The organism is Herbidospora sp. NBRC 101105, assembly GCF_030269205.1.
Taxonomy (GTDB): Bacteria; Actinomycetota; Actinomycetes; order Streptosporangiales; family Streptosporangiaceae; genus Herbidospora; species Herbidospora solisilvae.
The window spans coordinates 351,888-376,528 of the sequence record NZ_BSSX01000002.1 but is presented as its reverse complement, the minus strand read 5'-3'; the positions used below and the strand labels follow the sequence as shown (position 1 = coordinate 376,528).

Genomic DNA, 24,641 nt, shown 5'->3' with positions numbered 1-24,641 from the left:
TCCGGCGTCGGTCACGACATCGCCGATCACCGGCCGCGCCCGCATCCCCGATCCCATGTCCCTCAGTTCTCCGGCGTCCAGGATGACGCGATTTCCGCCGCGAGGCGGGTGTTTCCGCGTACTGCCGCGAGGTTGGCCGCAAGTGAGGCGCCTTGGGTGGCCTCGACCAGGTATTCCAGCAAGTACGGGGTGATGGCCTGACCTGTCACTCCGCTCGTCTCGGCGGCCTGGAGGGCCTCGGCGAGGACGCGGTCGTGCAGGGCGGGGTCGAGCTGCTCGTCCTGCGGCACGGGGTTGGCGACGATCAGGGCGGTCTCGGGGCCGCCGAGGGCGTCCTGGGCGCGCATGATGCCGGCGGCCTCCGCGGCCGACTCGATGCGCCAGTCGACCGGCTCGCCGGAGGTGTGGAGGTAGAAGCCGGGGAAGGTGTCCGTGCGGAAGCCGACCACGGTGACCTGGCGGGTCTCCAGGCGCTGGAGCGTGGCGGGCACGTCCAGGATCGACTTCACGCCGGCGCAGACGACGGTGATGCGCGTGCGGCTCAGGGTGTCGATGTCGGCCGACTCGTCCTGCACCGAGGTGTAGCCGCGGTGCACGCCGCCCAGGCCGCCGGTGGCGAACACGCGGATGCCGGCCCGCGCGGCCAGGAACGAGGTCGCCGAGACCGTCGTCGCGCCGCTGAGCTTGAGCGTCGCGCACGGCGCCAGGTCACGGAAGCCGAGCTTGCGCAGCCCCGGCTCGGTGGCGACCCGCACCAGCTCCTCGTCGGTCAGCCCGGCCCGGGGCACGCCGTCGAGCACCGCGATCGTGGCCGGCACCGCGCCGCCCGCCCGGACCAGTCCTTCCAGCTCACGGGCCACTTCGAGGTTCCTGGGCTGCGGCAGGCCGTGGGAGATGATGGTCGACTCCAGTGCCACCACCGGGCGGCCCTCCGCGAGCGCGGTCGCCACTTCCTCGGAACGCTTGATCATTGAAATATCCCCATACGTCGCAGGTGGTCCCAGAGCACTCATAAATGTAAGGTGCGGGCATGGTGTCCCCGCCGCAGCCCCATTGGCAGACCGGTCTCTAGTCCCGCTCCCGCTTTCGTCACGCCACGAGAACGAGGGGACTCACCATGTTCGACGTCGTCATCGCCGGCGCCGGCCACAACGGCCTGGTCGCCGCCGCCTATCTCGCCCGCGCGGGCAGGAGCGTGCTCCTGCTGGAGCGGTTCGGCCACGTGGGCGGCCTGGCCGTCTCGGCCCAGGCCTTCCCGGGCGTGGAGGCCCGGGTCTCGCGCTACTCCTACCTCGTCAGCCTGCTGCCCTCCAAGGTCGTGACCGACCTGGGGCTGCCGCTCGACCTGCGGCGGCGGCGCTACTCGTCGTACACGCCGGTCGGGAACGGCGGGCTGCTGGTCGACGGCGGCGACGAGGACCGCACGGCCGCGTCGTTCGCGAGCATCACCGGCAGCGGCCACGAGATCGTCGCCTGGCGCCGCTTCTACGCCATGACGGCCGCCGCCGCGACCGCGATCGCGCCCACCCTGATCGAGCCGCTGATGCCGCGCGAGCGCCTTCGCGACCTGGTGGGCGAGCCGTGGACCGATCTGTTCGAACGCCCCATCGGCCAGGTGGTGAACGAGTGGTTCGCCGACGACGTCGTGCGCGGGGTGGTGCTGACCGACGCCCTGATCGGCACCTTCGCCGACCCCGACGCCGACCTGCTGGCCAACCGGTGTTTCCTCTACCACGTCATCGGCGACGGCACGGGTGACTGGAACGTCCCGGTGGGCGGCATGGGCGCCGTCACGGGAGGCCTCGCCGCCATCGCCCGCGGGGCGGGCGCGCAGATCCGGCTGAACGCCGAGGTGGTCGCGATCGACCCGGCGACCGGCGAGGTGACGTACCGGGACGAGACCGGCGAGCACACCGTGACCGGCGGGAAGGTCCTCGCGAACGTGCCTCCGTTCACGCTCGCGCGCCTGCTGGGCGAGGAGGAACCGGAGCGGCCCGAAGGCGCCCAGCTCAAGATCAACATGGTGCTGCGGCGGCTGCCCCGGCTGAAGGACCACTCGGTCGACCCGCGCGAGGCCTTCAGCGGCACCTTCCACATCAACGAGAGCCGCGACCAGCTCGCCGCCGCCTTCCGGCAGGCGTCGGCGGGGCGCATCCCCGACCTGCCGCCCGCCGAGGTCTACTGCCACTCGCTGACCGACCCGTCGATCCTCGGCGCGGGCCTGCGCGAGTCGGGCGCGCAGACGATGACGCTGTTCGGCCTGCACATGCCCGCGCGGCTGTTCGACCGCCCGGGGGCCAAGGAGGAGGCGGTCCGCCGGACCCTCGCCTCGATCGACTCGGTCCTGGCCGAACCCATCGAGGACGTGCTGCTGCCCGGCTGCCTGGAGGCCAAGACCCCCCTCGACCTGGAGAAGGACGCCGCCCTCCCCGGGGGCCACATCTTCCACCAGGACCTGTCCTGGCCCTACGCCGAGGGGGAGGGCCGCTGGGGCGTGGAGACCGCCCACGAACGGCTGCTGCTGTGCGGCGCGGGCGCGCGGCGCGGCGGCGGGGTGAGCGGGATCCCGGGCCACAACGCGGCGATGGCCGTCCTCGGACGTTAAGGGTCCTCTCAGAGGCGGTCGTTACCGTGTGAACGTGACGGACGAGACACCCCGGCTGCTGGTCGTCGACGACGAACCCGCCCTGCGTGAGGCGCTGCGGCGCAGCCTGGAGTTCGAGGGATACCGGGTCGCGACGGCCTCCGACGGGCTGGGCGCGCTCGCCGAGCTCCAGCGCGAGACCTACGACGCCGTGCTGCTCGACGTCATGATGCCGCGCCTCGACGGGCTCACCACCTGCCGCCGCCTCCGGGCGGCCGGCGACCAGGTGCCGATCCTGATGCTGACCGCCCGCGACGCCGTCGGCGACCGCGTCGCGGGCCTGGACGCCGGAGCCGACGACTACCTGGTCAAGCCGTTCGAGCTCGACGAGCTGCTGGCCCGGGTCCGGGCGCTGCTGCGGCGCGGCGCATTGGCCGCCCAGGACGGCGACGAACTGGTCTTCGAGGGGCTGCGGATGAACCCGGCCACCCGGGAGGTCCGGCGCGGCCGGCGGCCCCTGGACCTGACCCGGACCGAGTTCCTGCTGCTGGAGCTGTTCCTGGCCCATCCCCGGCAGGTGCTCGGCCGGGAGCAGATCCTCAGCGCGGTGTGGGGCTTCGACTTCGAGCCCTCGTCCAACTCCCTGGACGTCTACGTCATGTACCTGCGCCGCAAGACCGAGGCCGGCGGCGAACCGCGGCTGATCCACACCGTGCGGGGCGTCGGCTACGTGCTGAAGGCCGCGCCGTGAGCCTGCGGCGGCGGGTCACGTTCGTGATCGCGGTGGCGGTGGCCGTCGCCATCGCCGTGTGCGCCGGGGTGAGCTGGCTGATCGTCCGCGACCGGCTCCGCGACCAGGTCGTGGAGTCGCTGGAGCAGTTCCCCGTGCTCGACGTGCAGGTCGCGCAGGCGCTGGCCCGCTGCGGCCAGGACCACCGCGACCAGCCGTGGGACCCGTCGGGGCGCGGCTGGCAGCTCGTCAGGGCCGACGGGTCGATCTGCCAGGAGGGCTCCTCGGCGCTCGACCCGCTGCCCGCCGAACTCGCCCTCACCACCGCCGAGGGGTCGCCGGTGGTGCGCGACGGCGTGCTGCGCGGCAAGTACCGCACGCCCGTCATCGCCTACACCGAGTGGTTCAAGCCCGGCACGGCGCTGACCGTGTTCCGCTCGACGCGCGAGATGGACGCCTCGCTGCGCACGCTCGGCCTGGTGCTCGCCGGGGTCTGCGCCGTCGGGGTGCTCGGCGCCTGCGTCACCGGCCTCTACCTGGCCCGTACGGCCCTGCGCCCCGTCGCGTCGCTGACGGGCGCGGTCGAACACGTGGCCAGGACCGAGGACCTGGAGGTCCGCATCCCCGTCGACGGCAAGGACGAGATCGCCCGCCTGGGCGCCGCCTTCAACACGATGACCGCCGCGCTCGCCGCCTCGCGGGACCGCCAGCGGCAGCTCGTCTCCGACGCCGGCCACGAGCTGCGCACCCCGCTCACCTCGCTGCGCACCAACATCGACCTGCTGCTCCGCAGCGAGAACACCGGCCGCCCGCTGGCGCCCGAGGCCAAGAGGCTGCTGCTGGTCAGCGTGAAGGAACAGTTCGAGGAGATGTCGTCCCTCATCGCCGACCTGCTGGAACTGTCACGGAACGCCGAGACGGGCGGCTCGTCGGCCGACGTGGAGCTCCAGGACATCGTCTCGGCGGCGGTCGACCGGGCCCGGCGGCGCGGCCCCGGGCTGGTCTTCGACGTGGAGTTGTCCCCGTGGCGGGTGCGCGGGGACGTGCGTGGGTTGCAGCGCGCGGCCGTTAACATCCTGGACAATGCGGTCAAGTTCAGCCCGGAGGGGGGCACCGTGACGGTCCGCCTGCGGGACGGCGAGCTGACCGTCCGCGACGAGGGGCCGGGCATCGCCGACGAGGAGCTCCCGCACGTCTTCGAACGTTTCTGGCGCTCTCCCGCCGCCCGCAGCCTGCCCGGCTCGGGCCTGGGGCTGGCCATCGTCGCCCAGGCGGTCAGGGCCGCCGACGGAGAGGTGGGCCTTGCGAGCGGCCCGTCGGGCGGGACGACGGTGACCGTGCGGCTGCCCGGGTCCGCCACGTGATCGAGATCGTGCTGCCCGTCTACAACGAGGAACGGGTGCTGGCGTCGAGCGTGGCCAGGCTCCTCGACTTCCTCAACCGGGAATGCCCGTTCCCGGCCCAGGTGACCGTGGCCGACAACGGCTCGACGGACGCCACCTGGCGGGTGGCCCGGTCTCTGGACGACGTCCGGACGATCCGCCTGGAGTCCAAGGGCCGGGGGCGCGCCCTGCGGGAGGCCTGGTCGTGGAGCCAGGCCGACGTGGTGGCGTACATGGACGTCGACCTGTCCACCGACCTGGCCTCCTTCGTGCCGCTCGTCGCCCCGCTGCTGGCCGGGGAGCGCGACGTCGCGGTCGGCTCGCGGCTGGCCCCCGGCTCCTCGGTGGTCCGCAGTCCCCGGCGCGACTTCATCTCCCGCGTCTACAACGGGCTGCTGCGCTCGCTCGGCGCGGAGTTCACCGACGCCCAGTGCGGGTTCAAGGCGATGCGCACGCCGGTCGCCCGGGAGTTACTCCCGCATGTGACCGACGACGCCTGGTTCTTCGACACCGAACTGCTGCTCAAGGCGCAGTGGCGCGGCCTCCGCCTCCACGAGGTGCCGGTGCGGTGGGTCGACGATCCCGACAGCAGCGTGGACGTCGTGCGCACCTCGATCGCCCAGCTGCGCGGCCTGGCCCGGGTGGTGTCGGAACGCGATCGCGGGGTAGCCGCAGCCGCATGGACAAACAGGCATTCATCGCGCTCCTGAACGAGGACCTCGAGAGCGAATACCGCTCGATCGTCCAGTACACCCAGCACGCGGCGACCATCAAGGGCGCCGAATACCAGCCCATCGTCGAAGAGATGCGCGCCCACCTGTCGCAGGAACTCGAACACGCCTCCGCCCTGGCGGAGCAGATCGACTTCCTCGGCGGCGTCCCCTCGGTCAAGGTCCCGCACATCCCCGACGCCCACGACGGCGCGGCCGCCCTCCGGCTGGACCTGGAGCTGGAGGAGACCCAGCTCGTCCGCTACCGGGAACGGGTCGAGCAGGCCATCGCCCTGGGCCTCCCCGACGTGGCCGAGGCCCTGCGCCCCCTGCTGCAGCAGACCCAGGACCACGTCATGGACCTGCAGGGCGCCCTCGGCAGATGACGGCGTCGACCGCCGTCGCGGTCCGGCCCCGCAGGATGACGGGGTTGACCTCGACCAGCGCGAAGCCCTCCCGACGGGTCATGTCGGCGATCGCGACGGCGGTCCGGGCGAGTGTCCTGACGTCCGGAACGAGCCTGGCGGCTCTCAGGTGGTGGACGGCTTCCGCGACGCGTTCCGCCGTGACGGGCAGGGGGACGACGGCGGCGTCGTCGAAGACCTCCACCCAGGCCCCGCCGAGGGCGACGACGACGACCGGGGTGACGGCGTCGTACCTGACGGAGATCATCACCTCGACCCCCTGGGGCACCATCTCCTCGATCAGGACCGGCGGGGGCACCTGCCGCAGCGCCCTGTCGAGGTCTTCCCGGGTCGAGACGCCCAGGATGACGCCGCCTTCCGCGGCCTTGTGGCGGACGTCGGCGGAGTCCACCTTGACCACGACGGTGCCCAGCTCCTCCAGCAGCGCCGCGGCCTCTTCCGGGTCGGCGGCCACGGCGCCCCGGGGCACGGCGACGCCGTGAGCCCTGAGGCAGGCCTTGCCCTCGACCTCTCTGAGCCAGGGACCTTGTGGGGCTCTCCCAGGTGCGCCTCCGGGTCCGCTCGACCGCTGCGAGGCGCCCCGGCCTGGATGCGGCAGGCCTTGATCTGACAGGAGGACGAGGTGCGCCGCCTGCCAGTCGGCGATCTCGCGGAGGCGACCCAGGTCGGGGCGGGCCGTCATGGCGTGTGCGCAGACCAGGCCCTCGGTGAGGCCCGCGACCGGGACCACGCCCAGGTCGGTGAGGTGTTCGGCCGTGGCCTCCGGCATGAGTTCGGGCAGCGTGGCGGCCACGACGATCGGGACGTCCAGATCCGCCGCCGCATCGGTGATCCCGTCGAGGGCGGCGTCCCAGGCCTCCGTCTGCGCGGCGTCCATCTCCTCCGGACGGTCGTAGCAGGCCAGGACGACACCGACCGACGGGTCGTCTCCGGCCGTGGTGATGATGTCGGCCGTTCTGCGTGTCTCGCCGAAGATGAGGGCGGTGTAGTCGAGGGGGTTGGCGGCGGTGGCCGTACCGGGGAGCAGGCCGTTGAGCCTGTCCACCGTGACGGTGCCCAGCGCCGGAAGCGGGACCTTGAGCCGGGCGGCCTCGTCGGCGGCGATGGCCGCGTCTCCACCGGAACACGTCACCACCAGCACCCCCGCTCCACGCGGGCGTGGCCTTCGCCGGACGCTTCCGTCCCAGCTCAGGGCTTTGGCCAGCTCCAGGAGTTCGTGCGGATTGCGGGCCCAGGCCCCGCCCGCCTCCTCGACCAGGGCCCTGAGCACGCGGTGGTCGCCCGCGACCGCGCCGGTGTGGGCGGACGCGGCGGCGGCGCCCCGTTCGCTGGAGCCCGCCTTCAGCACGGCCACGCGGATGTCGTGCCCGGCGGCCAGGGCCAGCGCGGCGGGCAGGCCGGGGTCCTCGGTCTCCAGGTAGAGCGCGACCGACCGCACGCCGTCGAGTTCCGCCAGTGCGGCGAGGTAGTCGGAGGCGTTCAGGACCGCCTGGTTGCCGCAGGAGACGACGGTGTGCAGTCGCAGGGCACGCCTGCTGAGCAGGGCGTTGACCGCCACGTTGCCGCTCTGCGAGACCAGCGCCACCGGGCCGGGGCGTTTGGGCGCGTAGGCGTCGCCCCACATGGGGGCCCGGCCGACGACCGAGACGACGCCGTTGCCGTTGGGGCCGCAGACGGGCAGGTCGTGCGCGAGGGCGATCCGGCGGAGGTCGTCCTGGAGCGCCCGGCCCTCGGGGATCTCGGCGAAACCGGCCGCCAGTACGACCGCGCCGCCACATCCTCGTTCCCCCGCCTGCCGCAGCAGGTCCGGCACGGTGGCCGCCGGGGTCGCGATCACGAGCGCGTCGGGGGCGATCGGCAGGTCGCCGATGGCCGGCACGCAGGACACGCCGTGCACCTCGCGGGCGGTGGGGTGGACCCCGTACACGGGCCCCGGGAAACCGGCGGTGACCAGGTTGGCGACCGCCTGGTTGCCGTAGGAGCCGGGGCGGGTCGAAGCGCCGACGACGGCGACCGAACGGGGAGCGAGCAGGCGCGCGGGTCTCACCCCTCCCACACTGGTTGGTCAACCAGTCAGCAGTCAAGGAGTGTCGTCAACGCGAGGCGGCGCTGGGGTAGGCTTGCCGGGTGCGCAGCGCGGAGGGCGCCCGGAGCAGCCGGGCCGATCAGGCAGATCAGCGCCGGGCCGAACTGCTGGACGCCGCCCGGCGTGTGGTGCTGGAGCGAGGTCTCGCCAGCACCCGGGTCTCCGACATCGCGAAAGCGACCAACGTCAGTGGCGGGTTGATCCACTACCATTTCGCCACCAAAGACGACCTGATCACCGCCATGCTGCGGGCCACCTCCGAGAGCGAGGTCCGGCGGCTGCGCGAGATCATCGCCGGTCCGGGCACCGCCATCCAGCGGCTCGACCGCGTGTTGCGCTTCTACATCCCGTCGTCGCGCTCCGACCAGAGCTGGATCCTGTGGCTCGACGCGTGGGCGCTGGGGGTGCGCGAGCCCCACGTACGCGAGATCCTGCTCGAACTCGAAGGCGGCTGGATCGAGATCCTGTCCGAGGTGATCTCCCAGGGCATGGAGGCCGGCGAGTTCACCTGCGACGACCCCCAGGGGGCCGCCGAGCGGCTCGACGGCATGCTCGACGGGCTCGTGGTGCGCTACACGCTCCATTCGGGCGCGATGTCGCGCAAGCGCCTGCTGGAGCACGCCCGGATCGCGGCGGCCCGCGAGGTGGGCGTCGACCGGGCGTCGTTTCCCGCCTGACCCGCCCGGGCTCGGCCCATCGTTTTCTTCGCCGCTTCAAGGCTGCCGTGTGGTGCCTGGCTTGACACCGTGATCGCTCTCCGATTTGACTGGGTCGCCAGTCAGGATCGTTGGGGAGAGCGACATGTCGCTGATACGGCTGTCGGACGAACAGATCGAGTTGCGTGACCGGGCGAAGACCTTCGTCGACGACGTGCTGATTCCACGGGAGGAGTCGGCCGAACGGGCCGGCGGACGACTGCCCTCCTCCGACGTCGGCGAGATCATGAAAGCCGCCCTGGCGGCCCGGCTCAACGGCGGCCGCCACTCCGCCGAGCACGGCGGCCAGGGATGGTCGGCCACCGACTACGTCGTGGTGCACGAGCAGTTCGGCCGCAACACCAACGGTCTGTGGTGGTGGGTCCCCGACGCCTACAACGTCCTGTCCGCCGGCACGCCCGACCAGATCTCCCGCTACCTGCGCCCCGCCCTGCGCGGCGACGGATGGGTCTCCTACGCGGTCACCGAGGAACACGCCGGGTCCGACCCGTCGGGCATCTCGACCGTCGCCGAACGGGTGGGCGACCGCTGGCGGCTCGACGGCGAGAAGTGGTTCGTGACCAGCGGCGACGTGGCGGCCGTCCACATCGTGGTGGCCCTGGCCGAGGGGCATGGGCCGACGTTGTTCCTCGTGGACGCCGAGGCCGACGGAGTCGAATACCTGGACGATCCGCCCTTCGCCCACTCCTTCCCGCACGGGCACCCGACCCTCCACCTGAACGGGGTCCTCGTGGGCGACGACGCCGTGCTCGGCGGTCTCGGCCAGGCCGACGCGCTCCAGCAGAACTGGTTCGTCGAGGAACGGCTGGGCATCGCCGCCCACTGCGTCGGGGCGATGACCCGGCTGCTGGACGAGGCCGTGGCCTGGGCCTGCGAGCGGGAACAGGGCGGCGCGCGGCTGATCGACCACCAGGGCGTGGCCTTCCCGCTGGCCGACTCGGCGGCCGACGCCGCGGCGGCGCGGCTTCTCGTGTACGAGGTGGCGGAGCTGGCCGATTCGGGGGCCGACCGGAAGGTCGTGCACGCGAAGGCGTCGCTGGCGAAGCTGTTCGCCTCGGAGGCGGCGTGGCGGTGCGCCGACCGGGCGGTGCAGACGTTCGGCGGGCGCGGATACATGCGGACGAACGTGGCCGAACGGTTCCTGCGGGAACTGCGGGTCGATCGGATCTGGGAGGGGACGAGCGAGATCCAGCGGCTGATCATCGCCCGCTCGATGGAGCGGCGCGGGGTCCGGCAGGTGATCGCCTAGCCGGGGTTCTGTCGGCGGGGGTCCGTAGGGTGCCGGTATGACTCCTGTCACGATTCTCGGACTGGGTCCCATGGGCCGGGCACTCGCCGGCGCCTACGTCGCCGCGGGCCACCCCACGACGGTCTGGAACCGCACGCCCGGCAAGGCCCCGGAGGGCGCCGTCGAGGCGGCGACGGTGGCCGAGGCGGCCGGGGAGCTCACAGTCGTCTCCGTGATCGACTACGACGCGGTGACCGCGATCCTCGACGCCGAGGCGCTGCGCGGCAAGACGCTCGTCAACCTCACGGCCGACACCCCGCGCCGGGCCAGGGAGATGGCCGCCTGGGCCGCCGACCGCGGTATTGACTACCTCGAAGGAGCGGTGGCCTGCCCGACGACGGCCATCGGGACGCCCGCCGGTCTCATCTTCTACAGCGGGCCTCGGGAGGTGTTCTCACGCTGGGAGGCGGAGTTGTCGGTGCTCGCCGCGCCGATGTACCTGGGCGACGACCACGGCCGCGCTGCCGCCTTCGACGTGGCCGTGCTCGACGCGTTCTGGAACGCCCTGGCGGGGGTCGTCCACGCCTATGCGCTCGGTGCTTCGGAGGGCATCTCGGCCGCTGAGCTGATGCCGATGTTGCGCGGGCTCGGCGAGATCCTGCCGTCGCTCATCGAGGAGTGCGGCGCCAACGTGGAGTCGGGGGAACACCCGGGCACGGCGTCGTCGATCCGGTCGGCTCGTGCGGCGATCTCCCATGTCATCGCGGCCTCGGAGGGGGCGGGGCTGGCGACGGGGGCGTTGCGGGCGGCGCGTGACTACACCGAGCGGGCGGTGGCCGACGGGCGGGGCGACGAGGGCTTCTCGCTGCTGACCGAATACGTGACGGCACGGAGAGACACGTGACCGGTGTCTGGCCGGTCAGCTCCGCCGGTTCATACCGGGCGGCTGGCTGAAGCCCGACGACCTGTGACGGATCGGCGTTCGGCGTTGCACCAGCCAGCCGAGCAGTAGCGCCAGCAGCGAGGCGAGCACCAGCAACGTCGCCAGGGCGTTCAGCGCGGGGGTCGGGGCGTTCCGTACCGCGCTGTAGAGCTTGATGGGGACGGTCACCGACGAGGCGTCGGGGGACAGGAACGCCGAGATGACGAAGTCGTCCATCGAGGAGGCGAAGACGATCATCGCCCCCGCGAACACGGCGGGGGTGAGCAGGGGGAGCAGGATCAGGCGGACGGCTGACAGGCGTCCGCAGCCCAGGTCGCGTGCGGCCTCCTCGTAGTCGGTGCCGATGGACGCGAGCCGCGAGCGGACGATCACCACCACGTACGAGACCGAGAACGTCACGTGCCCGAGGACCTGCGCGGGCTGGCCCAGGGGCACGAACAGGAACAGGTTCGTGAAGACCAGATAGAGCGCCGAGCCCATCACGATCTCCGGGGTGGCCAGCGGCAGCAGCGTCAGGCCGCCGACGAGCCGCCCGGCCCGTCCCCGCCACCGGGCGAGGCCGAGGGCCGTCGCCACGCCCAGCGGGGTGGCGATCAGTGTGGTCAGCCCGGCCACGACCAGGCTGTTCACCAGCGCCAGCCGCAGCGAGGGGTCCTCCGCGACCGAGCCGGACGAGCCGAAGTACCACTGCAGGGAGAACCCCTGCCAGGTGCTCCGGGACCGGCCGTCGTTGAAGGAGAACTGGATCGCCACCAGAATCGGCACCAGCGACCAGACGATGTACGCCCACGTCACCGACGCGAGCACCCAGGGGCGTCGTCTCACGCCACAGCCTCCTCGGCTCGCGGGGCGGGGAGGGCGAACGACCGGCCGATTCGACGACGGGAGGTGCCACGGGTGGACGGTCTGGACGAGGTGATCGATCGCCTGGCCGCGCTCACCGGTGTGGACATGGGCGCCGAGAGGGACGACGAGCACAAGCGGTGGGAGTTGTACCGCCGGGCGCTGGACGACCTGGACGAGTCACGAGCGGAGCTGCTCCGTGAAGTCGTCCGGTTGGAGGGCGACGACGAGATCGCACTGTCGGTCGCCCTGCGGGTTCTGCCGGTCGTGCCCTCGGAGCGGCGGCCTGGCTGGGTGAACCAGCTCGCGGACGAGCGGAACCGGCGATACGCCGACAACAGGCGCGCGGACCTGGACCTGCTCGACCGGTTCCGGGAGCTCCCCGACGGGGCCGACGTGGAGTGCGACGTCACCTCGTGGTCCCAATGGCTGCAGTTGCGCATGGCCCTGCACGTCGAACACGCCGGGGTTCTGGAACAGCTGGCGGGTTCCGGCAGCACGAAGCGGATCCGGCGCACGGCCGGCGAACGGCTCAGCAGGTAGGACGTCCATCTGCCCGGTAGCGGGTGGGATGTCATTACAACCCCTCCTCGGCGCGCCGGCTGGAGATCAGGTAGTACACCATCACCACCATGAGCAGTGCCGACAGCAGCAGCACGAGCGAGGCCCCCAGTTCCTTGCGGGTCCCGCCGAGCAGGTAGAACTCGATCTGGTTGGCGATCATCGTCGTGGTCGGCGATCCCGATACCAGCGTGTTCGTGTAGTAGTCGCCGAACATCGGCAGCGCCGTGATGGCCGACGCCGTCAGCAGGCCCGGCCGTGACAGCGGCAGCGTCACGTGCCAGAACGCGCTCCGGCTCGAACAGCCCAGGTCCCGGGCCGCCTCCAGGAGCAGCGGGTCGATGCGGTCGAGGGTCGAGAACAGGGGCACGATGAAGAACGGGATGTACCCGTAGACGAGCGCCAGCACGACCGTCACCGGGTTGCCCGACAACCAGCGCACCGGCTCGTCGACGATCCGGGTGAATGTCAGCAGGTCGTTGACGTAGCCGTCGTCCTGGAGCAGGTTGAGCCAGGCCAGCATCCGGGTCAGGTAGTTCACCCACCACGGCGCGAGGATCAGGCCGAGCAGCAGGGCCCGGCGCCGGCCGGCGTGCCGGGCGACGTAGTAGGCCACCGGATAGCCGATGGCCACGCACACTCCCAGGGCGAGGGCGACGTAGAGGAGCGTACGGAGGAAGACCGGGCGCAGGTCGCCGGTGACCGAGCGGGTGAGGATCTCGGTGAACGCGGTGAAGTCCCAGTAGCGGGGGTCCCATTCCGGTACGGGCGCGTTGAAGACCGGGTCGGTGGAGCCGAAGGCCACGGCGGCGATGGCGTAGAAGGGTACCGCGAACAGCAGCACCAGCCAGAGCGTGCCGGGCGCGGCGAGCAGGGCCCACAGGCCGCCGCCACGCGTTCGGCCGCGCCGCCGGTGGGGCTTCGGACCGTCGGTCAGGACGGCGAGGGTGTTTCGCCGTGAGGCAGGGGCCGATTCGGGGGAGGGTGACCGCGACTCTTCGTGAGACGACCCGTGGCGGCCGGCCGACGCGGTGACCGGCATGTCGTCGAGCCCGTGGTCCGAAGCCGGGAGGCCGTGCTCGCCGGGTGGTTCCGGAGGTTCCGGGGAACCGCCGCCGTCCCCGCTCACTGGCCTGCCTTGAACTGCGACCACGTGTCCAGCCAGACCGCCTCCGCGGCCGGGGAGATCTGGAAGATCTGCTGGCTGCGGGCGTAGACCTCCGGCGTCACGATCGCCGATTTCAGGCCCTCGGTCACGAACTCGTCGGTCACCATCTTCTCGGGTGTGATCGCCGACAGCGCCGGCTGATAGCCCGTGAAGGAGAAGTTCTCCTGCGCCACGGCAGGATCCAGCAGGTGGTCGAGCAGCAGGTGCGCCAGCACGGGCTTGGTCGCCGAGGCCGGCACGGCGATCGAGTCGGTGCCGACCACGCCGAGGTCGTCGGACGGGTACCAGTAGCCGAGCACGTCCGCGTCCACCCCCTTGGGCAGGTACGACTGCGCGTTGATCATGTCGCCCGACCAGCAGTGGTGCACCGTCGCCTGGCCCTCGGCGACCAGCTGGTAGGCCGCGATCCCGGTCTTGATGTTCATCAGCGGCACCAGTTCCGACAGCCACGTCCCGGCCTGCCTGATCTTCACCGGGTCCTCGGTGTTGATCTCGCGGGACCCGTTCTTGAGCATGGCCAGGGCCAGGCCCTCGCGATGGTCGTCGATCAGGTAGGCCTTGCCCTTGTAGGCCGGATCCCACAGCAGGCCGTACCCGAACCCGGCCGTCACCTCGTCGGCCCGGTATCCGACGCCCGATGTGTACGCGCAGTAGGGGACCGAATAGCGCGATCCCTCGTCGTAGAAGGGGGACTGGAGCTGCGGCCACGCGTTGGCCAGGTTGCCCAGATAGGTCTTGTTCAGGGGCCGGAGCAGCTTTCCGACGGCCGCCTTCCCGATCACGTCGGGGGTGGGGAACCACACGTCGAACGACGCTCCGGGCGTGCGGAGTTTGGAGATCGCGTCTTCCATCGTGTTGAAGGTCGTCACCTCGACCTCGACCCCATGGGTCTTGCCGAAGGCCTTCAGCACGTCGGGTGACACGTACTCGGGATAGTTCAGGATCTTCAACACCCCGCCGGACTCCGGGGAGAGCCCGTCCGCGATCTGCGGGATGTCGTCGTGCAGCGGCAGGGCGCCGGGTGAATCCGTTCGGGTCAGCGGCACTGCGGAGGACCCCGTCGAGCGGCCGGGCCGCTCGCCTCCACATGCCGCCGTCGCAGCTAAGGCGCTGACCAGCAGAAACCTGCGTCGATCCATGCTGTTTCCTTTTCCGGTACCGAATCTCCTCTTGCCAGACTGACTGGTTGCCCAGTTAGTCTGACGGTGTGGCCCCCAGGGGCCGCAAGGCGTGCGGGCATAAGTTTTCCGGGTCGTAACGCCATGCAGAAGGGGTACAGCCGGTGAAACACGCATACGACGCGATCATCGTCGGGGGCGGGCACAACGGGCTCGTCGCCGCGGCCTACCTCGCCCGTGCCGGACTCTCCACCCTCGTCGCCGAAGCCCGTCCGGTCACCGGCGGCGCGGCCACGACCGAGACCCCCTGGGGCCCCGACTTCAAGGTCACGGCTCTCTCGTACGTCATGAGCCTGATGCCTCCCACGATCCTGCGTGACCTGCGGCTCAGGGAGCACGGCTATGACGTGATCCCCATGGGGCCCAGCTTCGTCCCCTTCCCCGACGGCCGTTCCCTGCAGACCGAGACGGGCGATCCGGCCCGCGACCACGCCCAGCTCGCCGCGTTCTCCGCGAAGGACGCCGACGCGATGCCCCGCTACGAGGCCTGGCTCCGGGGCATCGGCGACGTGTTGTCGCCGCTCCTCATGCGCACCCCGCCCAACGTCGGCTCGGTCAGGACGAGGGACCTGATCGACCAGCTGCGGCTGGCCTGGGGGCTGCGGGGGCTGCGGACCCGGGGCGTCGCAGACGCGGTCCGCCTGTTCACCATGTCGGTCGAAGACCTGCTGAACGAGTGGTTCGAGTCGCCCGAGGTCAAGGGCGTGATGTCGATCAACGGCGTCATCGGCACCTGGGCCGGTCCGGCCGAGCCGGGCACCGCCTACGTGATGATGCACCACACGATCGGCGACGTCGGCGACGGCCGGATGGGGTCGTGGGGCTACCCGATCGGCGGCATGGGCGCGGTCGGCGACGCGATCCGCCGGTCGGCCGAGGCCTTCGGCGCGACGGTCATCACCGAGGCCCCTGTCCGAAAAATCCTCATAAAAGGTGGCAGGGTCGCCGGTGTGGCCCTCGACGACGGCCGCGAGTTCACCGCCCCGACCGTCGTCGCCGCCACCCACCCCAAGACCACGTTCCTCAAGCACGTGGGCCGCGACCACCTGCCCGACGACTTCGTGCGCGACATCGAACGCTGGCGTTCCCGCTCGGGCGTCGTGAAGATCAACGTCGCCCTGTCGGAGCTGCCGGCCTTCCCGTCCGACCCCGAAGCCGACCTGACCGGCTCGGTCGAGCTCTGCCACTCCATCGAGTACGTCGAACAGGCCTTCCAGGACGCGAGGTCGGGCGTCGCCGCGCGCAGGCCGTTCGCCGACTCGGTCATCCCCTCGACGGTCGACCGCACGCTCTGCCCCGAGGGCACCCACATCATGTCGATGTTCACCCAGTGGGTCCCGCACACCTGGAACGAGGAGCCCCGCACCGAGGAACTCGACGCCTACGCCGACCGCGTCATCGACGGCTACGACCAGCTTGCCCCCGGTTTCAAGGCGTCGGTCATCCACCGCCAGGTCATCGGCCCCCACCAGATGGAGCACGAGTACGGCCTGCTCGGCGGCAACATCTTCCACGGCGAACTCTCCCCGGACCAGCTCTTCCACCTGCGCCCGGCCCCCGGCTACGCCGACTTCACCACCCCGGTGAGGGGCCTCTACCAGTGCGGCTCGGCGACCCACGGCGGCGGCGGAGTGACGGGCATCGCCGGCTACCTGGCCACCCGCCGCATCCTCAAGGACCGCAAGAGAGGTTGGAGAAGGTGAACTCGGCTCCGCTGGACCTCGACGAGGTCCGTGAGTGTCTCAAAGCCCCAGGTCAGATGCTTCCGCAGGCCGCCTACACCGCCGACGACGTCCTCGCCTGGGAGCGCAGGGTCATCTTCGCGGGGGGCTGGGTCTGCGCCGGGCGCTCGGCCGACATCCCGAAGCGGGGCAGGAAGGCCGTCGCCGTCGGCGACGACTCGGTGCTTCTTGTACGCGACGACGACGCCGTCCTGCGCGGCTTCTACAACGTGTGCCGGCACCGCGCCCACGAACTGCTGCCGTGTGGGTCGAGCGCGACCGGCAGGTTCATCGCCTGCCCGTACCACAACTGGGTCTACACCCTGACGGGCGACCTGCACCGCATCCCCGGGGAGCCCGCGCCGAAGCTGGGGCTCGTCGAGGTGCCGGTCACCGAATGGCACGGGTTCGTGTTCGTCAACGCCGACGGCCAGGCGCCGGCCATCCACGACTACCTCCACGGCCTGGAGGACATCGTCAGCCCGTACACGCTGAAGGAGCTCGACGTCGCCGCGTCGCACGAGTACGAGCTGGACGCCAACTGGAAACTCGCCGTCGAGAACTACCACGAGTGTTACCACTGCCCGGCGATCCACCCGGAGCTCTGCGCCGTGAGCCCTCCCGACAGCGGCGACAACTACGTGCCGACGGGCCTGTGGGCGGGTGGCCGCATGGACCTGGTCGACGGCGCGGAGACCATGTCGATGGACGGCAACTCGGCGGCCGGGCCCCTCCCGGGCATCACCGGCGAGCGGCTCCGGATCGTCGAGTACCTCCACCTGTTCCCCAACCTGCTGCTCAGCCTCCATCCCGACTACGTCATGACGCACGTCCTCGAACCCCTGTCCGCCACCCGGACGAAGGTCACCTGCCAGTGGCTGTTTCCCCGGGGCACCACCGACGTCGGCTACGCCGTCGACTTCTGGGACCTCACCAACCGCCAGGACTGGCAGGCCTGCGAGGGCGTGCAACGGGGCGTGAGCTCGCGCGGCTACCGGCCGGGGCCGTTCTCCGCCGACGAGGACGTCACCTTCCAGTGGATCGCCACCGTGGCGACCGCTTATCTCACGGGCCGCGCGCCGGCCCTGCCCGAAAGGATCTGACGATGACCGTCGTCGGCGAGCGGACAACGGCTCGCGTACTGGACGACCTGATCGCCCTTCAAGAAGGCGCGTTCCTCGCCCGGACCGTCGAGTCGCGGCGAGTGCGCACCGAATGCTCCGATGTCTTGCCCGGGGGAGTGGCCTCCAACTGGCAGGACGCACCCCCCGGCGCCGTGTGGATCTCGCACGGCCAGGGCTCCCGGGTCGTCGACCTCGACGGCACCTCGTACGTCGACCTGCACGGCGGGTTCGGGGTCAACCTCGTCGGGCACGCCCACCCGGCCGTCGTCGAGACCATCGGCGAACGGGTCAGGAAGGGCACCCACTTCGCCCAGCCGACCCGGGACGCCGTCGTCGTCGCCCGGCTGCTGGCCGAGCGGTTCGGGCTGCCGATGTGGCGGTTCGGGAACTCCGGCACCGAGGCCACGATGGACGCCGTCCACCTCATGCGGGCCGCCACCGGGCGCATGAAGATCATCAAGGTCGAGGGCAGCTACCACGGCCACCACGACTCCGTGCAGGTCAGCGTCTATCCGTCCATCGAGGAGGCCGGCCCGCCGCTGCGGCCCCGCTCGGTGCGCTACAGCGTCTCGGTGCCGCCGGACCTGGCCCGGCTGACGGTCGTGGTGCCCTTCGGCGACCTGGAGGCCGTCGAGCGGGCGCTGATCGAGAACGCCGGGGAGATCGCCGGGATGATCCTCGAACCCGTCATGATGAACATCGGGCTCATCCCGCCGCCCGACGGCTACCTGGCCCAGCTCAAGGGCCTGCTGCACCGCTACGGCGCCTACCTCGCCTTCGACGAGGTCAAGACCGGGTTGTCGGTGGCGCCCGGCGGCGCGTCCGAGCTACTGGGCGTGACGCCCGACCTCATCTGCCTGGCCAAGGCGCTCGGCGGCGGCCTGCCGTGCGGGGCGATCGGCGGCACGCCCGACCTGATGAGGCTGATCTCCGAGGGCGTGTACGAGCAGGTCGGCACCTTCAACGGCAATCCGCTCACCATGGCGGTCGCGGCGGTCGTGCTGCGGGACGTGCTGAATTCGGACGCTTATCGTCACTTTGACCGGTTGCGCACCGTGATGACGGACGAGGCCACCGCCATTCTCCGCAAATGGGGCATGCCAGGATATGTCCAGTCATATGGCGCGAAAGGCTCGGTAATATTTCACCAGAAACTCCGCGACTATCGCGATTTTCTGGACTATCCCGACGAGTGGGGACACACGCACTGGCTTTACCAGCACAACGGCGGGGTCTTCCTGCCGCCCTGGGGAAAGACCGAGCAGTGGACGTTGTCGGTCCAGCACGGCGACGACGACGTGCGCAGATTCCTGACCAACCTCGACACCATGGGGCGTGACTACGCCGGAAGCGCCGCCATCAGGTAGGCGAGGCGGGCGGCGGCGTCTTCGACCGACTCGACCGTGCCGAGGCGGTAGCCCCACGAGGTCACGAAGGCGCCGCAGTCGGTGCAGGTCACCGTTTCGGCGAGGGTGTCGGAGAAGCGGTTCCGGACGTGTACCGCCGGCGGATTGGCGCTGAGCAGGCGCACCGAAAGGTCGATGTGTTCACGTGTCGCATCGGCGAATCGCTCAAGACACCACAAAGTGTCAAGCATCGCACAATCACCTCCCGGCTGAGAGGAAAGGATTGCACGCTCCCGTCACATGAGGCAAGCAATTGCTCTTATGAATCAGCGGATTGTTTCCCCAATTCGTCGATGACCCGGACGATCACCGCGCGGGCGTCGTCGCGATAGGCGGCGGCCCCCGCGAAGTCGTCGTAGGCGCGGGCGTAGAAGGCGATGTCGTCGGGGTCTCTGAGCAGCAGGTCCTTGGTGAACGTGGCCACGCCGACGAGCGCCTCGTTGTAGATCGCGAAGCTATGCAGCGGGGTGGCCGGCAACGTCGTCTCGAACGGGATCACGCCGAACTCGACGTTGGGCAGCGTCGTGACGGCCAGCAGCCGGTCCATCTGGCCGCGCATCACGTCGAGCGGCGCCAGCCGCGCGTGCAGCACCGACTCGGGCACCACGAAACGGAACTGGCGCTGGGGGTCGTAGAGGATCTCCTGCCGCTGCATCCGCACCCGGATCGCCGCGTCGACGTCGTCGACCGCCTCGTAGACCCGGCGCACCTTCTGGAAGATGTGCCGGGAGTACTCCGCGGTCTGCAGCAGGCCCGGCACCAGCCCGGCCTCGAAGATCCGCAGCGTCCGGATGCGGGCCTCAAGATCGCGCACGTCCTCCTGGAGCGCCGCCAGCCCGCCCTTGTGCCGGGCCTTCCACGAGTCGTGGCGTTCGCTCAGGCCGACCGCCTGCTGGATCAGGTTGTCGACCATGCCGGGGTCGGCGGAGACGGCCTGGGCCCAGACGACCACGTCGTCCTCGGTCGGCGTCTGGCGGGCGTTCTCGATGCGGGAGACCTTCGAGGGTTGCCAGTTGAGGCGCTCGGCGAGGTCCTTGCCCGACAGGTGAGCGACCTCCCGGAGCTGCCTGAGCTGGATGCCCAGGTCGATCCGCGCCTGCTGGAAACCGCTCACTCGATCCCTCCCGCCATGGTGCGGACCAAGGTAGACCTCAGTTCGCCGCCCAGGCCATAGGGAGCTCCCTAATCGTGATCAGGTCAAGACCTTGCGTGCGATCTCGACCAGGAGTTCCCGCGGGACCTCGACGGCGGTCTCGTAGTCGGCGAGGTGCCGGAGATCGGCTCTGGCCTCCGGATCCACCACCTCCGTGCCCTGGACGACGATGGTGCCGCGGTCGGTCTCGTACAGGGCGGGGCACGACGTGGCCTCGGAGGTGGTGCCGAGGAAGCGGAGGCGCATGAGGGGGTGTCCTTCCGTACAGTCGCAATTGCGAGCAATTGTAGGAGGGCTCACGTTTCGCTGCGATTTCGGTATGGACTCAGGGCAGCGGCACCAGGACCGCCCGCAGGCGTTCGCCGAGGGCCTTGGCCTGGGCGTCCATCAGCGGGCTGGCGGCGACCCCCCGCCCGAGCAGGCCGTGGACGACGAAGTTGACGGCGAGCAGGTTCGGGAACGTGTGGCGGTCGATGCGCAATCCGGTCACTTCGGGCAGCAACTCGGGCAGCCGTTCGGCGGTGAGATAGCTCCGCAGCCACGCGTAGTGGTCGGCCGACCGCACCCACACGCCGAGGTTGGCGTTGCCGCCCTTGTCGCCCGACCGCGCCCCGGCGATGAGGCCCAGAGGTCGGAGCTCTTCCTCGCCGTTCAGCGGGATCGGCATCGGCGGGGAGAACCACGGCCCGGGCGCCTCGGGCCCCTCGGTGACCACCGGAGCGGCCTCGCCCGCCTCCGGCAGGGCCTCCTCGAACGGCACCTCCGCGCCGTCGAGGGTGACCGAGGCGGCCACCCGGGGCACCGCCACCGGCCAGTAGACCCCGTAGGGAGAGGCGTCGCCCGGCGGCGTCAGGCCGTAGAAGCCCGGGTAGCTCGCCAGCCCCGTCTCCACCACGGCCGAGGAGAACAGGCGCCCGGCCTTGCGCCGGTCGGGGTCCATGACCGTGATCCGGAGCAGGTCGCCGTTCCGTTCCGTGTACGTCTGCTCGAAGGTCTCCCTGGGCACCCGCGCCCAGACGGCCTCCTCGGCGACCTGCGCCTTGCGGTCGGCGTCGAGACCGGTCACCACCAGGGTCATCGTGTTCCGGTATCCGCCGAGCACGTTGACCGCGGCCTTGAGCGTCGGCGGGGGCGCCTCGCCGCGCACGCCGCTCACCGACACGCGGTCGGGGCCCTCCTGCATGAGGCGGATCGTGTCGAACCGGGCCGTCACGTCGGGGCCGGGGTAACGGGGGCCGGCGATCTCGTACAGGAGCTGGGCGGTGACGGTGCCCACGGTGACCGCGCCGCCCGTGCCGGGGTGTTTGGTGATGACGGAGGAGCCGTCGTCGTGCAGTTCGGCGATGGGGAAGCCGCAGCGGGCCAGGTCGGGGATCTCGTCGAAGAAGGCGTAGTTGCCGCCGGTGGCCTGGCAGCCGCACTCGATGACGTGCCCGGCCACGACCGAGCCGGCGAGCGCGTCGAGGTCGGCCGGGCCCCAGCCGTACCGCCAGATGCCGGGACCGGTGACCAGGGCCGCGTCGGTGACGCGGCCGGTCACCACGACGTCGGCGCCCGCCGAGAGCGCGGCGGCGATGGGGAAGCCGCCCAGGTAGGCGTTGGCGGTGACCGGTTTCTCCGTCAGGGTCTCGCCGGTGTCGAGGTTGACCAGCGGCCCGAGCTCCGGCAGCCGCGGCATGAGGTCGTCGCCGGTGACGGTCGCCACCTTGGCCGGCAGGCCGAGTTCCCTGATCGCCTGCGCGCAGGCCTCCGGGTCGAGGCCGCCCGCGTTCGACACGATCTTGATGCCGCGGTCGAGGCAGGTCGCCAGGACGTCGGAGAGCTGCGTCACGAACGTCGTGGCGTAGCCGGGGCGGCCCTTCATCCGGTTCCCGGCCAGGATGAGCATGGTCAGCTCGGCCAGCCAGTCGCCGGTGAGCACGTCGATCGGGCCGCCCTCGACCTGCTCCCGCGCGGCCGACAGACGGTCGCCGTAGAAGCCCGAGCAGTTGGCGATGCGCACCATCAGACGGCCCAGGCGGGCGGGCGCTTCTGCAGGAAGGCGCTCATGCCCTCACGCGCCTCGGCCGAGGAGAACAACTTGGCCGACAGGGTCGCCATCTCGTCGCCGCGTTCGGCCAGCAGCCGCCGGACCGGCTCGGTGACCAGCCGCTTCGACTCCGCCAGGCCCTGCGGCGAGGCCGCGCGCAGGCCGTCGAGCACACTCTCGACCGCGTCGTCGAGCTGCGGCAGCGGCACCGCCCGGGTCAGCAGGCCGATGCGCTCGGCCTCCATCGCGCCGAACGTCTCGCCGGTGATGAAGTAGCGCCCGGCGGCCCGGCCGTCGAGGCGCGGCAGCAGGGTCAGCGAGATCATCGCGGGCGCGAGGCCGAGGCGGGCCTCGGTGAACGCGTAGTCGCCGCCGTCGTCGGCCACGACGACGTCGCACGCGCCGAGCAGCCCCAGGCCGCCCGCCCGCGCCTTGCCCGCGACCCGGCAGACCACCGGCTTGGGCAGCTCGACGACCAGCGTGAACAGGTCGATCATGCGGCGGGTGCCGGCCTCCATGCCCTCGGCCGCCGCCTCCGACAGGTCGGCCCCGGCGCAGAACACCGGGCCGGTGTGGGTGAGCAGCACCGCCCGGACGTCGCCGTCGGACCCGGCCGCCTCCAGGTGGGCCGACAGCTCCTCGACGAGCTGCCGCGACAGGGCGTTGCGGTTGCGCGGCGAGTCGAGGGTGACCGTGGCCACCCCGCGCTCGACGGCCATGTGTACGACCTCGGTCACTGTGTCACTTCCTTGATCACGGCCAGTGGTGTGCCCGCGTCGACCTGCCGCCCGGCGACGGCGGTCAGCTCGGCCACCACCCCCTCGGCGGGGGCCGTGATGCGATGCTCCATCTTCATGGCCTCCAGCACCACGACCGTCTGCCCCGGTTTCACCGTGTCACCCACGCCGACCTCCACCCGCAGCACGGTCCCGGGCATCGGGGCGGGCAACGACCCAGGAGGAGTCTGCACCACCGGTTCCGGCAGCCGGGGCAGCGGGGTCAGCCGGACGCTGCCGAGCGAGGAGTCGACGTACACGGCGTCGTCGTAGGAGGCCACCGCGAAGACCCGCCGCACGCCGGCGATCTCCAGGACCACCTGGTCCGGCGCGGCCGACACGAGGACCGCCTCGGGCGAGGACCGCAGGCCGTCGCGGGTGTGCAGGTAGGTGACCTCCCCGGCCTCGGCGAAGGACACCCGGTGGGGTTGGGACACGACGTTGCGCCAGCCCGGCGGCAGGTCGCCGAGCGTCTTCCTCGGCCGGGCCGCCTGGGCGAGGGCCGCCGCCAGCGCCGAGAACCGCACGGTCTCGGGGTCGGCGAGCGGCCCCAGGTCGTGACGGGTCAGGAAACCCGTGTCGGTCTGGCCCTGGAGGAACTCCGGGTGGCGCAGGACGCGCACGAGCAGGTCGCGGTTGGTCGCCGGGCCGTGCAGCTTCGCGCCGGCCAGCGCCGTGGCCAGCCTCCGCGCCGCCGCCTCGCGGGTGGGGGCGTAGGCGATGACCTTGGCCAGCATCGGGTCGTAGAAGGTGCCGATCTCGTCGCCGGACACCACGCCCGAGTCGAGCCGCAGGCCGCCCTGCGCGAACTCGGCCTCCACGCCGGGCACCTCGAAGCGGTGCAGGCGGCCGCTCTGCGGCGTCCAGCCGTCGGCCGGGTCCTCGGCGTACAGACGCACTTCGATGGCGTGGCCGACCGGGCTCGGCGGCAGGCCGGGCAGGGCGGCGCCCTCGGCGATCTCGATCTGCAGGCGGACCAGGTCGACGCCGTAGACGGCCTCGGTGACCGGGTGTTCGACCTGGATGCGGGTGTTCATCTCCAGGAAGTGGAACTGGTCGCCGGCCAGCAGGAACTCGACGGTCCCGGCGCCGGTGTAGCCGATGGCGCGGGCCGCGTTCACCGCCGCGTCGGCCAGCGCGCGCCGCAGGTCGGGGGTCACGCCGGGGGAGGGCGCCTCCTCCAGGACCTTCTGGTGGCGGCGCTGGATCGAGCACTCGCGCTCGCCGAGCGCCCAGACGGTGCCGTGGGTGTCGGCGAGGATCTGCACCTCGATGTGCCGGGCGTGCTCCAGCAGCGGCTCGGCGAACACGGTCCCGTCGCCGAACGCCGCCGCGGCCTCGCGGCCCGCCGACTCGACCGCCTCGGCGAGCTCGTCGGCCGACCGCACGACCCGCATCCCGCGCCCGCCGCCCCCGGCCGACGCCTTCAGCAGCAGCGGGTAGACGAGGTCGGCGGGCGGCTCCTCGACCCCGCCCGCGAACGTCACGGTGGGCAGCAACGGCACCCCGGCCTCGGCCATCAGCGCCTTGGCCTCGATCTTGTCGCCCATCGCCGCGATGGCCTCGGGGGAGGGCCCGATCCAGGTCAGCCCCGCCTCGACCACCGCCCGCGCGAACCCGGCGTCCTCGGAGAGGAACCCGTAGCCCGGGTGCACCGCGTCGGCGCCCGCCGCCCGCGCCGCCGCGACCAGCTTCCCGGCGTCCGTGTACGCCTTCACGTCGCCCAGGCCGACCGCCGCCCCGGCCTCGGCGACGTGCCGCGACCCGGCGTCGGCGTGGCTGAACACCGCGACCGTCTCGATCCCCAGCGTGTCGCACGCGCGGATCACCCGGCGCGCGATCTCGCCCCGGTTGGCCACCAGAACCCGACTGATCATC

23 protein-coding genes are annotated in these 24,641 nt (G+C 71.4%); 12 read left to right on the top strand and 11 right to left on the bottom strand.

Going from position 1 to position 24,641, the window contains the following annotated elements; genetic code table 11:
• Window positions 1-62: 62 nt before the first annotated feature.
• Window positions 63-971, bottom strand: coding sequence for a pseudouridine-5'-phosphate glycosidase (locus QSK34_RS10605; RefSeq protein WP_161479209.1), 909 nt, complete (start codon window positions 969-971; stop codon window positions 63-65).
• A 146-nt stretch (window positions 972-1,117) separates the two neighbouring features.
• On the opposite strand from QSK34_RS10605, the gene QSK34_RS10600 reads away from it, so the two are divergent.
• From QSK34_RS10600 to QSK34_RS10580, 5 genes are read left to right on the top strand one after another with little or no spacing between them, the layout of a single operon-like run.
• A complete protein-coding gene (locus tag QSK34_RS10600) occupies window positions 1,118-2,605 on the top strand; it encodes a phytoene desaturase family protein (RefSeq protein ID WP_285582689.1) in 1,488 nt (495 codons plus the stop codon).
• Between the two features lie 34 nt (window positions 2,606-2,639).
• Window positions 2,640-3,335: a response regulator transcription factor gene (locus tag QSK34_RS10595; protein ID WP_285582687.1), complete on the top strand. Its 696-nt coding sequence runs from the start codon at window positions 2,640-2,642 to the stop codon at window positions 3,333-3,335.
• Complete coding sequence (locus QSK34_RS10590) at window positions 3,332-4,678, top strand: sensor histidine kinase (RefSeq protein WP_285582685.1); 1,347 nt, start codon at window positions 3,332-3,334, stop codon at window positions 4,676-4,678. Before QSK34_RS10595 ends, QSK34_RS10590 begins: the two co-directional genes overlap by 4 nt.
• A complete protein-coding gene (locus tag QSK34_RS10585; protein WP_285582684.1) occupies window positions 4,675-5,406 on the top strand; it encodes a dolichyl-phosphate beta-glucosyltransferase in 732 nt (243 codons plus the stop codon). The genes QSK34_RS10590 and QSK34_RS10585 overlap by 4 nt, the downstream gene beginning before the upstream one ends.
• Entirely contained in the window at window positions 5,376-5,792 is a 417-nt protein-coding gene (locus tag QSK34_RS10580) for a ferritin-like domain-containing protein (RefSeq protein ID WP_161479213.1), read from the top strand. The genes QSK34_RS10585 and QSK34_RS10580 overlap by 31 nt, the downstream gene beginning before the upstream one ends.
• Here QSK34_RS10580 and QSK34_RS10575 read toward each other — a convergent pair.
• Window positions 5,761-7,878 carry an acetate--CoA ligase family protein gene (locus QSK34_RS10575; RefSeq protein ID WP_285582681.1) on the bottom strand — a complete coding sequence of 706 codons (2,118 nt, stop codon included), beginning with the start codon at window positions 7,876-7,878 and terminating at the stop codon, window positions 5,761-5,763. The genes QSK34_RS10580 and QSK34_RS10575 overlap by 32 nt on opposite strands.
• 80 nt (window positions 7,879-7,958) lie before the next feature.
• Between QSK34_RS10575 and QSK34_RS10570 the strand changes: the two genes are divergently transcribed.
• From QSK34_RS10570 to QSK34_RS10560, 3 genes are all read left to right on the top strand, one after another.
• Complete coding sequence (locus tag QSK34_RS10570; protein WP_161479215.1) at window positions 7,959-8,594, top strand: TetR/AcrR family transcriptional regulator; 636 nt, start codon at window positions 7,959-7,961, stop codon at window positions 8,592-8,594.
• Window positions 8,595-8,718: 124 nt separating this feature from the next.
• On the top strand, window positions 8,719-9,882 hold the full coding sequence (locus tag QSK34_RS10565; protein WP_285582677.1) for an acyl-CoA dehydrogenase family protein: 1,164 nt from the start codon (window positions 8,719-8,721) through the stop codon (window positions 9,880-9,882).
• A 37-nt stretch (window positions 9,883-9,919) separates the two neighbouring features.
• Window positions 9,920-10,765 (top strand): NAD(P)-dependent oxidoreductase, encoded by an 846-nt coding sequence (locus tag QSK34_RS10560; protein WP_285582671.1) that lies wholly within the window; start codon window positions 9,920-9,922, stop codon window positions 10,763-10,765.
• Between the two features lie 15 nt (window positions 10,766-10,780).
• Here the strand turns inward: QSK34_RS10560 and QSK34_RS10555 are convergent, their stop codons facing one another.
• A complete protein-coding gene (locus QSK34_RS10555; protein ID WP_285582669.1) occupies window positions 10,781-11,629 on the bottom strand; it encodes an ABC transporter permease in 849 nt (282 codons plus the stop codon).
• A 72-nt stretch (window positions 11,630-11,701) separates the two neighbouring features.
• On the opposite strand from QSK34_RS10555, the gene QSK34_RS10550 reads away from it, so the two are divergent.
• Window positions 11,702-12,190, top strand: a complete 489-nt coding sequence (locus QSK34_RS10550; RefSeq protein WP_285582666.1) for a hypothetical protein — start codon at window positions 11,702-11,704, stop codon at window positions 12,188-12,190.
• A 34-nt stretch (window positions 12,191-12,224) separates the two neighbouring features.
• Here the strand turns inward: QSK34_RS10550 and QSK34_RS10545 are convergent, their stop codons facing one another.
• Together QSK34_RS10545 and QSK34_RS10540 are read right to left on the bottom strand one after the other, a co-directional pair.
• Complete coding sequence (locus QSK34_RS10545) at window positions 12,225-13,337, bottom strand: ABC transporter permease (protein ID WP_285582664.1); 1,113 nt, start codon at window positions 13,335-13,337, stop codon at window positions 12,225-12,227.
• Complete coding sequence (locus QSK34_RS10540) at window positions 13,334-14,422, bottom strand: polyamine ABC transporter substrate-binding protein (RefSeq protein WP_285582663.1); 1,089 nt, start codon at window positions 14,420-14,422, stop codon at window positions 13,334-13,336. Before QSK34_RS10540 ends, QSK34_RS10545 begins: the two co-directional genes overlap by 4 nt.
• 236 nt (window positions 14,423-14,658) lie before the next feature.
• Between QSK34_RS10540 and QSK34_RS10535 the strand changes: the two genes are divergently transcribed.
• Genes QSK34_RS10535 through QSK34_RS10525 form a run of 3 tightly spaced genes read left to right on the top strand, consistent with a single transcriptional unit; the run spans window position 14,659 to window position 18,766 of the window.
• Window positions 14,659-16,257 carry a phytoene desaturase family protein gene (locus tag QSK34_RS10535; RefSeq protein ID WP_285582662.1) on the top strand — a complete coding sequence of 533 codons (1,599 nt, stop codon included), beginning with the start codon at window positions 14,659-14,661 and terminating at the stop codon, window positions 16,255-16,257.
• Complete coding sequence (locus QSK34_RS10530) at window positions 16,254-17,378, top strand: aromatic ring-hydroxylating oxygenase subunit alpha (protein ID WP_285582661.1); 1,125 nt, start codon at window positions 16,254-16,256, stop codon at window positions 17,376-17,378. The genes QSK34_RS10535 and QSK34_RS10530 overlap by 4 nt, the downstream gene beginning before the upstream one ends.
• 2 nt (window positions 17,379-17,380) lie before the next feature.
• Window positions 17,381-18,766 (top strand): aspartate aminotransferase family protein, encoded by a 1,386-nt coding sequence (locus tag QSK34_RS10525; protein ID WP_285582659.1) that lies wholly within the window; start codon window positions 17,381-17,383, stop codon window positions 18,764-18,766.
• On the opposite strand, the gene QSK34_RS10520 is transcribed toward QSK34_RS10525, so the two are convergent.
• From QSK34_RS10520 to QSK34_RS10495, 6 genes are all read right to left on the bottom strand, one after another.
• The gene (locus tag QSK34_RS10520; RefSeq protein ID WP_231515518.1) at window positions 18,739-18,930 is read right to left on the bottom strand and encodes a hypothetical protein; all 192 of its coding nucleotides are present in this window, start codon (window positions 18,928-18,930) and stop codon (window positions 18,739-18,741) included. The two genes, QSK34_RS10525 and QSK34_RS10520, sit on opposite strands and share 28 nt — an antisense overlap.
• A gap of 134 nt (window positions 18,931-19,064) precedes the next feature.
• On the bottom strand, window positions 19,065-19,919 hold the full coding sequence (locus QSK34_RS10515; protein ID WP_285582653.1) for a helix-turn-helix domain-containing protein: 855 nt from the start codon (window positions 19,917-19,919) through the stop codon (window positions 19,065-19,067).
• A 78-nt stretch (window positions 19,920-19,997) separates the two neighbouring features.
• The gene (locus QSK34_RS10510; RefSeq protein ID WP_030454164.1) at window positions 19,998-20,204 is read right to left on the bottom strand and encodes a hypothetical protein; all 207 of its coding nucleotides are present in this window, start codon (window positions 20,202-20,204) and stop codon (window positions 19,998-20,000) included.
• A gap of 79 nt (window positions 20,205-20,283) precedes the next feature.
• Window positions 20,284-21,963, bottom strand: a complete 1,680-nt coding sequence (locus QSK34_RS10505; RefSeq protein WP_285582650.1) for an acyclic terpene utilization AtuA family protein — start codon at window positions 21,961-21,963, stop codon at window positions 20,284-20,286.
• Window positions 21,963-22,724, bottom strand: a complete 762-nt coding sequence (locus QSK34_RS10500) for an enoyl-CoA hydratase family protein (protein WP_285582648.1) — start codon at window positions 22,722-22,724, stop codon at window positions 21,963-21,965. The genes QSK34_RS10505 and QSK34_RS10500 overlap by 1 nt, the downstream gene beginning before the upstream one ends.
• On the bottom strand, window positions 22,721-24,640 hold the full coding sequence (locus QSK34_RS10495) for an ATP-binding protein (protein WP_285582646.1): 1,920 nt from the start codon (window positions 24,638-24,640) through the stop codon (window positions 22,721-22,723). The genes QSK34_RS10500 and QSK34_RS10495 overlap by 4 nt, the downstream gene beginning before the upstream one ends.
• Between the last annotated feature and the right edge of the window lies 1 nt (window position 24,641).

Bases quoted from the DNA above. Each gene is read 5' to 3' on its own strand.
- QSK34_RS10605 (WP_161479209.1), bottom strand. From the start codon at position 971: ATGATCAAGCGTTCCGAGGAAGTGGCGACCGCGCTCGCGGAGGGCCGC.
- QSK34_RS10600 (WP_285582689.1), top strand. From the start codon at position 1,118: ATGTTCGACGTCGTCATCGCCGGCGCCGGCCACAACGGCCTGGTCGCC.
- QSK34_RS10580 (WP_161479213.1), top strand. From the start codon at position 5,376: ATGGACAAACAGGCATTCATCGCGCTCCTGAACGAGGACCTCGAGAGC.
- QSK34_RS10565 (WP_285582677.1), top strand. From the start codon at position 8,719: ATGTCGCTGATACGGCTGTCGGACGAACAGATCGAGTTGCGTGACCGG.
- QSK34_RS10560 (WP_285582671.1), top strand. From the start codon at position 9,920: ATGACTCCTGTCACGATTCTCGGACTGGGTCCCATGGGCCGGGCACTC.
- QSK34_RS10525 (WP_285582659.1), top strand. From the start codon at position 17,381: ATGACCGTCGTCGGCGAGCGGACAACGGCTCGCGTACTGGACGACCTG.
- QSK34_RS10510 (WP_030454164.1), bottom strand. From the start codon at position 20,204: ATGCGCCTCCGCTTCCTCGGCACCACCTCCGAGGCCACGTCGTGCCCC.
- QSK34_RS10505 (WP_285582650.1), bottom strand. From the start codon at position 21,963: ATGGTGCGCATCGCCAACTGCTCGGGCTTCTACGGCGACCGTCTGTCG.
- QSK34_RS10495 (WP_285582646.1), bottom strand. From the start codon at position 24,640: ATGATCAGTCGGGTTCTGGTGGCCAACCGGGGCGAGATCGCGCGCCGG.